Annotated in this window: 12 protein-coding genes and 1 pseudogene; all 13 read left to right on the plus strand. The window is 39.7% G+C overall.

Annotation, left to right across the window (positions count from 1 at the left end):
• Positions 1 to 207 precede the first annotated feature (207 nt).
• The 13 genes and pseudogenes from PALPR_RS07920 to PALPR_RS07980 all read left to right on the plus strand — a co-directional run bounded on the left by PALPR_RS07920 (position 208) and on the right by PALPR_RS07980 (position 12,310).
• Positions 208 to 1,430, plus strand: a pseudogene (locus PALPR_RS07920) (site-specific integrase).
• Positions 1,431 to 3,200: 1,770 nt separating this feature from the next.
• Entirely contained in the window at positions 3,201 to 3,365 is a 165-nt protein-coding gene (locus PALPR_RS15930; protein WP_171805032.1) for a hypothetical protein, read from the plus strand.
• A gap of 227 nt (positions 3,366 to 3,592) precedes the next feature.
• Entirely contained in the window at positions 3,593 to 4,531 is a 939-nt protein-coding gene (gene cysK, locus PALPR_RS07930) for a cysteine synthase A (RefSeq protein WP_013445101.1), read from the plus strand.
• A 29-nt stretch (positions 4,532 to 4,560) separates the two neighbouring features.
• Positions 4,561 to 4,773: a sulfur carrier protein ThiS gene (gene thiS / locus PALPR_RS07935; RefSeq protein WP_013445102.1), complete on the plus strand. Its 213-nt coding sequence runs from the start codon at positions 4,561 to 4,563 to the stop codon at positions 4,771 to 4,773.
• 93 nt (positions 4,774 to 4,866) lie between these two features.
• Positions 4,867 to 5,685 (plus strand): HesA/MoeB/ThiF family protein, encoded by an 819-nt coding sequence (locus tag PALPR_RS07940; RefSeq protein WP_013445103.1) that lies wholly within the window; start codon positions 4,867 to 4,869, stop codon positions 5,683 to 5,685.
• A 154-nt stretch (positions 5,686 to 5,839) separates the two neighbouring features.
• Positions 5,840 to 6,343 carry a DsrE/DsrF/DrsH-like family protein gene (locus PALPR_RS07945; RefSeq protein WP_013445104.1) on the plus strand — a complete coding sequence of 168 codons (504 nt, stop codon included), beginning with the start codon at positions 5,840 to 5,842 and terminating at the stop codon, positions 6,341 to 6,343.
• A 33-nt stretch (positions 6,344 to 6,376) separates the two neighbouring features.
• Entirely contained in the window at positions 6,377 to 6,604 is a 228-nt protein-coding gene (locus PALPR_RS07950; RefSeq protein WP_013445105.1) for a sulfurtransferase TusA family protein, read from the plus strand.
• A complete protein-coding gene (locus tag PALPR_RS07955; protein WP_013445106.1) occupies positions 6,601 to 6,996 on the plus strand; it encodes a M67 family metallopeptidase in 396 nt (131 codons plus the stop codon). The genes PALPR_RS07950 and PALPR_RS07955 overlap by 4 nt, the downstream gene beginning before the upstream one ends.
• A gap of 26 nt (positions 6,997 to 7,022) precedes the next feature.
• The gene (locus tag PALPR_RS07960; RefSeq protein WP_013445107.1) at positions 7,023 to 7,931 is read left to right on the plus strand and encodes a serine O-acetyltransferase; all 909 of its coding nucleotides are present in this window, start codon (positions 7,023 to 7,025) and stop codon (positions 7,929 to 7,931) included.
• A gap of 196 nt (positions 7,932 to 8,127) precedes the next feature.
• Positions 8,128 to 9,567 carry a family 2B encapsulin nanocompartment shell protein gene (locus tag PALPR_RS07965; protein ID WP_013445108.1) on the plus strand — a complete coding sequence of 480 codons (1,440 nt, stop codon included), beginning with the start codon at positions 8,128 to 8,130 and terminating at the stop codon, positions 9,565 to 9,567.
• Between the two features lie 46 nt (positions 9,568 to 9,613).
• Positions 9,614 to 11,236, plus strand: coding sequence for a cysteine desulfurase (locus PALPR_RS07970; RefSeq protein ID WP_013445109.1), 1,623 nt, complete (start codon positions 9,614 to 9,616; stop codon positions 11,234 to 11,236).
• 65 nt (positions 11,237 to 11,301) lie between these two features.
• On the plus strand, positions 11,302 to 11,784 hold the full coding sequence (locus tag PALPR_RS07975; protein ID WP_041620335.1) for a GNAT family N-acetyltransferase: 483 nt from the start codon (positions 11,302 to 11,304) through the stop codon (positions 11,782 to 11,784).
• Between the two features lie 19 nt (positions 11,785 to 11,803).
• Positions 11,804 to 12,310, plus strand: a complete 507-nt coding sequence (locus PALPR_RS07980; protein ID WP_013445111.1) for a GNAT family N-acetyltransferase — start codon at positions 11,804 to 11,806, stop codon at positions 12,308 to 12,310.
• The last annotated feature ends 13 nt before the right edge of the window (positions 12,311 to 12,323 follow it).

The following is a 12,323-nucleotide window of genomic DNA, read 5'->3' on the forward strand; positions in this document are numbered from 1 at the left end:
TTTGGAAGTCAAGAAAAAGTCAAAAAAAGACAGAGTTCTGTTACTAAATCGTTACTAAAAAAGAGCTATCTAAAATAGTAACGATTTTCAATCTAAGTCTCTGATTTGTCTTCTTTTGTACATTAAGTGTCTGCTCATATACTAAACACTAATCATTCCTTTGCAACGGAGATTATATCCATTGTTTGGAATTAAAAAGAAAGTATTATGAGTAAAAGTACATTTAAGATTCTATTCTATTTGAGAAAGAATCAGGTAAACAAAGCTGGCAAGGCCAGTATTATGACTCGCTTGTCAGTAAATGGTGAAGTATCCCAGTTTAGTTCCAAATTGGATGTTGAACCGGAACTCTGGGATGTGAAACAAGGAAAAGTTACCGGAAATAGTCTAAAATCTCGTCAACTAAACAATCTCCTAGACGACATTCGTACTTCTTTGAAGAACCATTATCGTGATATTGAAAATCATGAGGCCTATGTAACAGCAGAGAAAGTGCGTAATGCTTTTTTAGGTTATTCAATCAAACAGAACACTCTTTTAGAGCTATTCAGGAATCATAATGAAGATGCCCGAAAATTGGTCGGCATCAATAAAACTGAAGCCACCCTGTCTAAGTACGACCGAGCCTGCCGTCGTCTTGAAGAATATATAAAAGCTCAATACAAACAGACGGATATAGCCTTAAAAGAAATCGATCATAAGTTTGTAACCGGTTTTGAGACTTATTTACGCACAGTTAGCAAATGCAATGAAAATACTACAGCTAAGTTTATGCAAACCTTCCGTATGATTGTCATTGTTGCCAAAAATAACGGTTGGATTTATGCAGATCCGTTTATTAATTACAAAATCCGGTTAAAACGTGTGGATAGAGGTTACCTAACTGATCAGGAAATACAGACAATTATGGAGAAAAATTTGTATGCAACCGCTTGGAACAAGTTCGGGATGTCTTTATTTTTTCTTGTTTTACCGGTCTGGCGTATATTGATGTAAAACAACTAACAGCCAATAATATTTGTACTTCTTTTGATGGAAAACAATGGATAATGACTCACCGTCAGAAAACTGATACTCCAGTCAATCTCCCATTTCTGAACATTCCATTATCCATTCTGAAGAAGTATGAAGGAAAACTCCTTAAAGGGCAATTGCTTCCGGTGTTAAGCAATCAAAAGCTCAACTCCTACCTAAAAGAAATTGCTGATTTATGCGATATTCATAAGAATGTTACCTTCCATTTAGCACGTCATACTTTTGCAACGACAACTACTCTATCCAAAGGTGTACCCATCGAAACCGTATCAAAAATGTTAGGACATACGAACATCAAAACAACTCAAATTTATGCTCGTATTACGAATGAGAAAATTAGCAAGGACATGCAATTACTTTCTAGTAAATTGGATGATATGGAAAAGTCACCTTAAAAAAACAAGAGTTATGAACCGGGGAACAATAACAATCAGAAATATCAATTCAGACAATATTCAGATTTACATTGAACTGTCTGAGGCTGGGACTGTATGGATGACAAAAAAACGAAATAGCTTCCATGTTTAATATTTATCTTTCTTCTGTAGAGGCTAAACTAAAATACCTATTAAAATCTAATAGTTTTGGAGATAAGGAGGTAAAAAAAGAAGAAACTCAAATTCTTAGCAACGATCTGAAATGTATTGTTGAATATTTCAATCTGGAAGTAATTATCGCTTTGAGCTATCGAATAAACAGTTATCCATGCATTCATTTTCGACAATGGGTCGCAAAGCAGGTTGTTCTTTCTTGTAAAAAAAGTCTTTTCCAATAATTATTCAGTTAGGAACAACTACATTGAATTAACACTTCAATTTCGAATTGATTAAAAGCCGAAAGGTGATTACTAAATGTCAGTAATCACATTTCTCCTTCTTTTGTATAAACATTTCTCCTTTCTTCCAATAAATCTTCCACAGGTAGGTAACAACCTGTGATTCCACCCTATCCACAATCCGCATTTAGGTAATTTTTTATAAACCAAATGCCTACCTTACTCTGCATTGGTTTTCATCTTCCCAAATGACTGTTGCAAAGATATTGAATTAAAGTAAACAAAGCCATTTTCCTTCTCATACATCTGTCAATATTACTCAAATCTTTCTGACGAAACAATAGCCAGCCCAAAGAAGACAGTTTAAAACACCTCAAGAGAAATACACTGTTACCATAAAGGCAGTATTTCTTAGCGTAAAACACTCTCGTCTCTTCACGCGAAGCGTAAACCATCTTCCATTTTTATTATCATATTTTTGTTGATAATAGATTAGGCGGTGCTAACTAACATTATATTGCACGAAGTGCCAAACACGTTTACAAATAATGGAAAGCGATAAATACCCCCATAAAAAGGGACTGGGCTTTTCATTTCTTGTATTCCATTGTCCCCTATTAGTCAAAAGCGGTTCGGCTAAAATGACCTTTAAAATATCACTAGATTTTTGCCGAACGGCTTTTGCGGGGCATTAAAGTTAAGTTTCTGCATTTCTTATTTGGTTTTTATAAAACTATTCATCGCTTGCGATTTTATAAAAACCAAATAAGAATTGTGTTCCGCTCTGCCTATTTGAGAAATGGTTTTGATTTGTTATTTGGTTATCAATATCATTTATTGGCAATATTGGAGGCTTGCTCAGGAACCTTTCTATGCAGTCTTTTTAGGTTCTTTATCATCGCATAGTGCAAAACTATATAATGTAACCCGATTTGAAAGCTAAAAAAAATGAGGGATAGGCGAGAGTTTCGGGTTGGTAGCAACTTGTGGCGTTTAGATGGTAGCTTGTGGCTCTTTTACCATATGGAAATCAATGTATAAATACGTTACTTTTGTCCTCCAAGTAAAAAAAGGTATATTATTGATGTTTCACCCGCAGTGAATAGTGACTAACAAGCAATCTGTCCGAACGCGGATTTTTATGTTCTCAAAAACATAGCAAGGTATCTTTTGAGATGCTCGAAATTCTTTCAGCATCTCAAAAGTACTTGCCCTTGCAGCGGGCTGGCAACCACTCCGAAGTCGGGTTGCTTGTTTTAACCTACGGTAACATGAAAATGATGTCATTTATCACAATACTGATAAAAATAAGAACCGGAGCATAACAATGGAAAGAGATATACCCACTTTTCATTAAATAATAAATCGAACATGGGAAAAGGAGGAAGAATTGAAAAAGCAGAAAAGCGAGTTGGCTGCGTTGAAACTTAAAATACAACTTACAATAAGTCCCAAACAAGAAATACAGGCAAATGAAGAACAAAATCAGGCGGCTCCGGAAATGAAACAACAAAAATGTGCGGATAGTAGTCAGTCGGTTCGTATTCGTGTTTAACTATACATAGTAAGGTTAAGAATAGATTTATATTTTCAGTCCACTTTTACATTTTGAGTGCTGTAAATACTCCTTTATTAAGATGTTATTTTCAATAATACTATCAATTTGAATATTGAGATTTATTTTTCCATACCACAAACAGGGTATAAAAATGCCACATCAATGGTATTTCAGTAATAGTTCTTCCAATCTATCTTTGCTTCAGAATATTAATTACAAAATCCATGGCAAAAATAGCAACAAAACTGACCGATTTAATTGGCAATACACCTCTACTGGAACTGTCCAAATTTTCAAAGAAAAGCAAGTTGAAAGCAACGTTGATCGCTAAACTTGAGTTTTTCAATCCGGGACGAAGTGTCAAGGACAGAATTGGGCTTTCATTAATTGAAGATGCTGAAAAACGTGGAATTTTAAAATCAAATAGTATTATCATTGAGCCAACGAGCGGAAATACTGGCATTGGACTGGCATTGGTGGCAGCTTCAAAAGGGTATCGGATCATTCTAACAATGCCTGAAAGCATGAGCCTTGAACGCCGTACATTACTAAAGGCGTTGGGTGCTGAGATTGTCCTGACTCCGGGCTTTGAAGGTATGGGTGGTGCTATTCGTAAAGCTGAAGAGTTGCAAAAGGAAAAACCACATTCATTCATTCCTCAACAATTTTTGAATGCTGCTAATCCTGAAATTCACAGAAAGACGACTGCCGAAGAAATTTGGCGTGATACCGATGGAAAGATTGATTTTCTGGTAGGAGGAGTTGGAACCGGAGGAACAATAACCGGAACCGGTGAAGTTCTGAAAAAATACAATCCGAATATTAAAGTGATTGCAGTTGAGCCGGCTGATTCGCCTGTTCTTTCAGGAGGTAAACCAGGACCGCACAAGCTGCAGGGCATTGGTGCCGGATTTATTCCGGGAGTTTTTAATCCAAACACGGTAGATGAAATTTTCAAAGTGAAAAACGAAGAGGCTTTTGCAGCGGGTCGTGAGTTGGCTCGTACCGAAGGACTTTTGATTGGAATTTCATCGGGAGCTGCTGCTTATGCTGCTGCCGAGATAGCTAAACGTCCTGAAAATAAAGGGAAAACTATAGTTGTCATATTGCCGGATACGGGTGAACGATATTTATCAACACCACTTTATCAGTTTGAAGTATAATATAAATAAACAAGATAAATCAGAATAAAATGAGTAAAATTTCAGTAAACGGAAAGGTGCAGGAACTTGAAACTCCTGTTTCAATCACAGAATTGATAAGACTAAACAATGTGGCTCAACCGAGTATGGTTTCCATACAACTAAACGGACAATTTGTGAATCGTGATGACTTTGACACTACAACGGTATCGGACGGAGATGAATTGGATTTTCTGTATTTTATGGGGGGAGGATCAATCTAATTTTCGATTGAATCATTGACGATTTTCGATTGGAAATTAGAGCAACTTGCATCTTTAATCGTACATATAAAATCTACAATCTTAAATAGAAACATGGACTTTACAGAAGAACAAATACAACGATATAGCCGACACATTTTGCTGCAGGACGTAGGTGTGGAAGGTCAGGAAAAAATCAACAACGGCAAAGTGCTGATTGTTGGTGCAGGCGGATTGGGTGCACCTATTGCACTTTATCTGGCTGCTGCCGGAGTTGGTACAATTGGAATTATTGACGGCGACGTGGTGGATTTAAGCAATCTCCAACGTCAGGTAATTCATTTTACCCCTGATGTAAATAAACCAAAAGTAATTTCGGCCAAAGAAAAAATAAATCTGATAAACCCGGATGTAAAGGTGGTTACTTATCAGAAACTGCTGACAGCCGAAAACGCGTTGGAAATTATTAATGACTATGATTTTGTAGTGGATGGAACGGATAATTTTCCCGTTAAGTTTTTAATCAATGATGCTTGTGTGATCGCTAAGAAACCTTTCTCACACGGAGGTATTCTTCGTTTTGATGGACAAACACTGACTTATGTGCCGGGTTCGGCTTGCTACAGATGTCTGTTTCATTCGCCACCTCCGCCTAATGCTGTTCCAACCTGTTCGCAAGCTGGCGTATTGGGTGCAATAGCGGGTATGTTGGGTACCATTCAGGCAGCGGAAGTATTGAAATACCTTACCGGAGTAGGAGATTTATTGACAAACAGGCTACTTACTTTCAATGCGAAAACGATGGAATTCAGAACTGTACACACGAAACACAATGATAATTGTCCCGTTTGTGGAAATCACCCGACTGTTACAGGATTGGTAGATTATGAACAGGCGGTTTGCGATATTGAAAGTCATAGAAAAAATAAATAAGATGACCCCTAACCCCTAAAGGGGAATTATGCAAGTCTTATTTTATATTTCAGCTAGAATAAGAAGATAAACTATAAATGACACTTTAAAAAGTATTTATTATACATAACTAACACAGTTCGCCTTTAGGGCTTAGGGGTAAATAATTATAATCATGGCAACAACAGAAATTAAACTCGATCCGACAACAAAGAAACTGTCGCTCATAAGCTTTAGTGGTGATTTTGATAAACTTACTGCTGTATTTACGCTGGCCACCGGCGCGGCAGCAGTGGGATACGAAGTAAATATTTTCTTTACATTTTGGGGACTGGATGCTATCAAGATAAAGCAGGGTAGAAGTGCAGTAGGAAACGGTTTTTTGCCTAAAGTATTTGGAGTGTTTATGGGTGGACTGAAGAGTGCACCGGTGAGCCGATTGAATTTTGGCGGCATTAGTCCAAAGATTTTCCGCTATTTAATGCGTAAAAACAATGTGGCTACGCTAGAAGAACTCGTAGAAGCAGCCAAACTGCTTGGAATCAACTTTTATGCTTGTGAAATGGCGATGCATATTTTGGGCATTCAGAAAACTGATTTAATACCCGAAGTGAAAGATATACTGGGCGTGGCTACTTTTTTGAAACTGGCCGATGGAGGGCAAACACTCTTTATTTAATTCATAATTCACAATTTATAATTCATAATTAAGATGGCAAACTACAAATTAGATATAACCAAAGAACATTGTCCAATGACTTTTGTGAAAACAAAGATTGAATTGGCAAAACTGAAACAGGGCGATACATTGGAAGTGTTGCTAACCGAGGGTGAACCGTTGGAAAACGTGCCACGTAGTTCGGAAGAACAGGGATTTAAAGTGCTTTCGATAACCGAAGCCGAAGTAAAAGGAACACATTTAATTGTTATTCAGAAATGATTCGAATTCCGGCATATATTGTTAATGGGATTATTGCGCAAGCAATTAATGAACTGCCAAATGAAGCTTGCGGATTACTGGTAGGTAGTGGGAGTGATGTGCTTAAACAGTATCCTCTGACTAATATCGATCACAGTCCCGAGCATTTCTCATTCGATCCGGCTGAGCAGTTTCAGGTGCTTCGTTCGGCTCGTGCCGATGAGTTGGAGATTATTGCGAATTATCACAGTCATCCGGAAACTCCTTCACGTCCTTCGGAAGAAGACATCCGGTTGGCTTACGATCCGAATATTCTTTATCTTATTGTGTCTTTGGCTGCTGAAGTACCCGTTCTGAAGGCATTTAATATACAAAACGGAGTCAGTACCGAAGTAGCTATTGAAGTCACCTGATTATATACACGTCAAATATCCGCAATATGAAACAATCAATACTAAATATTATCCAAAAGAACATTCCTCTTTTGACAAATGACAGTGCAGTGGAATACAAATATATACCATTGCACAATAAACCTCTGCCATCGTTGAAGAAATTATCGCAGGTGGTGGATTTATTCAGGTCGATTATTTTCCCCGGGTATTATGGCGACACGGTAACCGACAATGATACGCTGGCTTACCACATGGGAGTCAATCTTGAACGCTTGTATAGTTTACTTCGGGATCAGGTTCAGAATGGTTTGTGTTTTAACGCCACCGAAGATCAGTGTATCGAGTCGCAAAAGCTAGCTCCCGAGATAGCCAAATCATTAATCAATAAACTTCCCGAGTTAAAACGTATCGTTTCCACAGATATTAAGGCCACTTACGATAGCGATCCGGCAGCCAAGAGTTATGGCGAGGTAATTTTTTGCTATCCTACCATTCGTGCCGTATTTAATTATCGTATAGCCCATGAGTTGTTGAAGCTCGGAGTGCCTGTTATCCCAAGGGTGATTACCGAGTTGGCACATTCCGAAACCGGTATTGATATTCATCCGGGTGCTAAGATCGGTGAGTATTTCAGCATCGATCACGGCACCGGGGTTGTAATCGGAGAAACCACTGTAATCGGAAATCACGTTAGGTTGTATCAGGGTGTGACGCTCGGGGCTAAACGTTTTACCCTGGGCGAAGACGGTAACCCGCTAAATGTACCCCGGCATCCTATTCTGGAAGATAATGTGGTGATATATGCCAATGCCAATATTTTGGGACGCATAACCATCGGACGTGATTCAATCATAGGCGGTAATGTGTGGCTTACCACCAGTGTACCGGCCGGTTCGCGCATTTTGCAGCAAAAAGCCATCGTCAGTTCGTTTTACGATGGCTTGGGAATCTAGCTTCACTGATATTAAGCCTTCGGCTGTTATTAGGCTGCGCCGATATTTGCACTTCGTACGTTATTAATAGTATAAAGAACAGCGAGCAAATAACAAACGAAAGCAAATAACATGAAATAAATAACGTGAGCAAAGCGAACAAATAACAAGAAATAAATATCGCCCGAAGGGCAAATAACAAATAATAACCCTAAAAATGATGGCTAAAAATGATTTACAGCGCAGTATAACTACTGCTACAGCCAGACAACTGGCAACCACGACCAAGACAGCCCCACAAATGGGCTCCATTACTCCTCGTTTATTGCTTAAACTTCTTCCATGGACACAAGTTGATTCGGGTACTTACCGGGTAAACCGCACAAAAGTGGAATTGAAAAGTGCAGAGCGCATTGAAGTTGAATTTTTCGATGGCGTACCTGCTTTTCGGGTTGAGTCATTTCGTCGTATTCCCTTATTTTCTCATATTGATGAAGATATTGTAAATCGTTTAGCAAAGAAATTTCAGGTTGAACAGGTCGAACTTGGAGGTAGTCTGATTAAAGAAGGAAAAGATCGCCAGAAGTTTTTCATCGTGGCCAAAGGACAGGTGGAAATTCTGAGTAAAGGAACTCATGGTGAGAATCTGCGTATTGCTTTACTGTCGGAAGGAGAGTATTTTGGCGAAGCCGATATTATTTCCGATAAACCATCGTCGGTAACTGTGCGCACCATTACTTCGGGCGTATTTTTTACACTGAATAGTGCCGAATTGGAAAGCATTATCAAAGAAGTGCCTAATTTCCGCGAGCAATTTCAAAAAGCTGTTGATGCTCATCTCCGGCTAAAAGCAACCGTAAATACACATGGCGAGAAACATATTGATTTAGTCTCAGGTCACGAAGAAGATAATCTGATTCCCGAAACATATATTGATTATGAAGAAACGCCCCGCGAATATTCATTGAATACGCTGCAAACCGTTGTGCGTGTTCATACCCGTGTTTCGGATTTGTACAATAATCCGTATAATCAGTTAGAACAACAGATGCGCTTAAGCATCGAAAGTATCAAAGAACGTCAGGAATGGGAATTGGTAAACAATAAACATTTTGGTTTACTGGCCAGTGTTGAGCCAAGTTACCGCATTAGTACCCGTTATGGCGCACCCACACCCGATGATTTGGACGAATTGCTTTCGCTTGTCTGGAAATCACCTTCTTTCTTTCTGGCTCATCCGCGTGCCATTGCTGCTTTTGAGCGCGAATGTACCTGGCGCGGTGTGCCTCCGGTAACTACCAATGTGTTTGGTGTATCAGTAATCACCTGGCGTGGAGTGCCCATTATTCCGAGCGATAAAGTGGAGATAAAAGGGCAATACCTGACTAACCGGGGCGTGGGAAATACCAGCTTTATTCTGGTACGTACAGGCGAAGCCGAGCAGGGAATTGTGGGATTACATCAAACGGGTATTCCGGGCGAAATAGCTCCGAGTCTTTCGGCACGGTTGATGGGATTGGATAAATTTGGCGTGGCTTCTTATCTCTTGACTAAGTATTTTTCGTTGGCTTCACTGACCGATGATGCTATTGCCGTATTGGAAAATGTAGAAGTTGGCTACTATCACGATTATCAGAACCGGAAGTCGGAAAAATAAAGCCTCCCTGCCTCCCCAAGGGGGTTCAAAACAAAAATAATCTATTATGTTAGAGTTAAACAATAGTAATACTAACTATAAGTCCCCCTCGGGGGATTTAGGGGGCTTCGATATCGGTCGTCTGAGAGAAATTGCCAGTGGTTTTTGTCCTGAGGAAGCTCGTCAAATTGCTTCGGAGGTAATCCCCGATGATATTAATCTGGAAAGTGTGTATGCCTCTTTTGCTCAATTGCAAAATCCTTTGGGAATAAGCACCGGCGGACTGGTATTGCCCGATTTTCAGGCCGGACTGCCTTTTACCGACGGGCTAAACAACTTGTTTTTTCCGGATTCGCCCGCAACCACCAAACAGGATGACTTGTCGTCGGCTGCACGCAATCAATTTGCCGATAATACCTATTCGGATTATTCGTTTCTCCGCGATCAGGAATTTAATTATAGTAACAGGGATGTGTTTGATGTGCAAACCATTCGCAAAGACTTTCCCATTTTGCATCAAAAGGTAAATGGCAAAGATCTGATTTGGTTCGACAATGCCGCTACAACCCAAAAACCTGCGCATGTTATCAATACCTTGACCCGTTTTTATCAACAGGATAACTCGAATATTCACCGTGCTGCACATACACTGGCGGCTCGTTCCACCGATGCTTACGAAGGTGCCCGTGAGAAAGTGAAAGACTTTATTCATGCTTCGAGTCCCGATGAAATTATTTTTGTGCGTGGCACGACGGAAGGAATAAATCTGGTGGCACAAACTTACGGCCGGAAATATATTCAGGAAGGCGATGAAATTATCATCTCCACACTCGATCATCATGCCAATATTGTGCCCTGGCAACAACTTGCCAAAGAAAAAAAGGCCAAACTGCTGGTTATTCCGATCAATGATAATGGCGAGATCATTCTCGAAGAGTATGAACGTCTTCTTTCTCCACGGACAAAGATTGTGTCCATCGGACAGGTGAATAATACCTTTGGGACAATACTGCCAATCAAAACCATGATCGATCTGGCTAAGCGTTATGGTGCCCGGGTGCTGATTGATGGTGCGCAATCTGTGGCTCATACGCCGGTGGATGTACAGGAACTAGGTTGCGACTTTTTTGTTTTCTCGGGTCATAAGATATATGCTCCCAATGGAATAGGAGTCGTTTATGGAAAGAAAGAGATACTCGATATTTTGCCACCCTGGCAAGGAGGAGGTAACATGATTCAGGATGTAACTTTCGAAGAAACGATTTTCAACGGACCTCCGGCACGTTTCGAAGCGGGAACTCCCAACGTGGCTGATGCCGTAGGGTTGGGTGCAGCGTTAGATTATGTAAGTCATGTAGGGTTGGTGAACATCTCAAAATACGAACACTATCTTACCGAGTATGCGCGTGAACATTTGTCGAAGATTAACGGGTTAACTCTCATCGGTAATCCGCGCGAACGGGTAAGTGTTGTTTCTTTCGTATTGAAAGATGTACCTACGCCCGAAGTAGGACGATTGCTTGATAAAGATGCCGGAATAGCCCTGCGTGCGGGGCATCATTGCGCACAACCGTCTTTACGCCGATTGGGGGTGGAAGCCACTGTTCGTCCGTCATTCTCGTTTTACAATACCACCGACGAAATTGATAAACTGGTGGATGCCGTAAGAAGGATACAATCAAACAGATAAGGAAATAAATTATAAATAAACTTATTGACGGGGTGATTTTAAAGTCATTCCGTCAATTTCGCAATATGGCAGTTATAATAAGACAAATACAAAAAAGTGACAATAAAACTTTGGCAGAACTCATTAGAACGGTTTTTCGCGAGTTCAATATTGATCGACCCGGAACGGTTTATACCGACCCGACGACAGATAATCTATACGAATTGTTTCAAGATGATTTATCAAGGTATTGGGTAGCTGAAGAAGATGGAGTTTTACTTGGCGGCTGTGGAATTTATCCTACTAACGGACTTCCATCAGATTGTGCAGAACTGGTTAAATACTACCTTTCATCCGACGCAAGAGGTAAAGGCATTGGAAAGCTTTTATTGCAGGTAAACATAAATACAGCCAGAGAACTGGGATATAAACAATTGTATCTGGAGAGTTTCCCTGAATTAGACAAAGCAGTTACAATCTATAAGAGATTAGGATTTAGACAAATAAATGAATCGTTAGGAAACTCAGGACATTCTGCCTGTACTATTTGGATGTTGAAAGAATTATAAAATTTTAAATCAGTTGATTATGAGTGTAGAGATAATTGTCAGAACAAATTCCATGGCGTATGCTAAAGATTTTAAACGCATTAATGAAGACTGGATTTCCTCCAACTTTTGGTTGGAAGAGGCGGACAAACTGGTTTTGAATGATCCACAAAAATATATTCTGGATAAGGGTGGAGTTGTTTTTATAGCCCTATTGAATGGAGTTCCTGTCGGCACATGTGCATTAGTAGTCCAAGATTTTTTCACCTGTGAACTGGTTAAGATGGCAGTAGACCCTCAAGCCCGAAACCGAGGTATAGGTCGATTACTTGGTTTGGCTTTAATTGAAAAAGCCCGCGATCGTGGTTTTAAACGTGTTGTGTTGGAAGGAAACACCAAAATGACCGCTTCTATTTCATTATACCGACAACTTGGTTTTGAAGAAGTGCCTTTGTCTGAAATAAATCAAAGTCAACTGCATGCACGCTGTAATATTTATATGGAGCTGAAATTAGATTCTAATGTTCTACCAGAGTATTATATCTGAGATTGTTCTGTGT

The sequence above is a fragment of the Paludibacter propionicigenes WB4 genome (assembly GCF_000183135.1).
Classification (GTDB): domain Bacteria; phylum Bacteroidota; class Bacteroidia; order Bacteroidales; family Paludibacteraceae; genus Paludibacter; species Paludibacter propionicigenes.

Bases quoted from the DNA above. Each gene is read 5' to 3' on its own strand.
- cysK (WP_013445101.1), top strand. From the start codon at position 3,593: ATGGCAAAAATAGCAACAAAACTGACCGATTTAATTGGCAATACACCT.
- thiS (WP_013445102.1), top strand. From the start codon at position 4,561: ATGAGTAAAATTTCAGTAAACGGAAAGGTGCAGGAACTTGAAACTCCT.
- PALPR_RS07940 (WP_013445103.1), top strand. From the start codon at position 4,867: ATGGACTTTACAGAAGAACAAATACAACGATATAGCCGACACATTTTG.
- PALPR_RS07945 (WP_013445104.1), top strand. From the start codon at position 5,840: ATGGCAACAACAGAAATTAAACTCGATCCGACAACAAAGAAACTGTCG.
- PALPR_RS07950 (WP_013445105.1), top strand. From the start codon at position 6,377: ATGGCAAACTACAAATTAGATATAACCAAAGAACATTGTCCAATGACT.
- PALPR_RS07955 (WP_013445106.1), top strand. From the start codon at position 6,601: ATGATTCGAATTCCGGCATATATTGTTAATGGGATTATTGCGCAAGCA.
- PALPR_RS07960 (WP_013445107.1), top strand. From the start codon at position 7,023: ATGAAACAATCAATACTAAATATTATCCAAAAGAACATTCCTCTTTTG.
- PALPR_RS07965 (WP_013445108.1), top strand. From the start codon at position 8,128: ATGATGGCTAAAAATGATTTACAGCGCAGTATAACTACTGCTACAGCC.
- PALPR_RS07970 (WP_013445109.1), top strand. From the start codon at position 9,614: ATGTTAGAGTTAAACAATAGTAATACTAACTATAAGTCCCCCTCGGGG.
- PALPR_RS07975 (WP_041620335.1), top strand. From the start codon at position 11,302: ATGGCAGTTATAATAAGACAAATACAAAAAAGTGACAATAAAACTTTG.
- PALPR_RS07980 (WP_013445111.1), top strand. From the start codon at position 11,804: ATGAGTGTAGAGATAATTGTCAGAACAAATTCCATGGCGTATGCTAAA.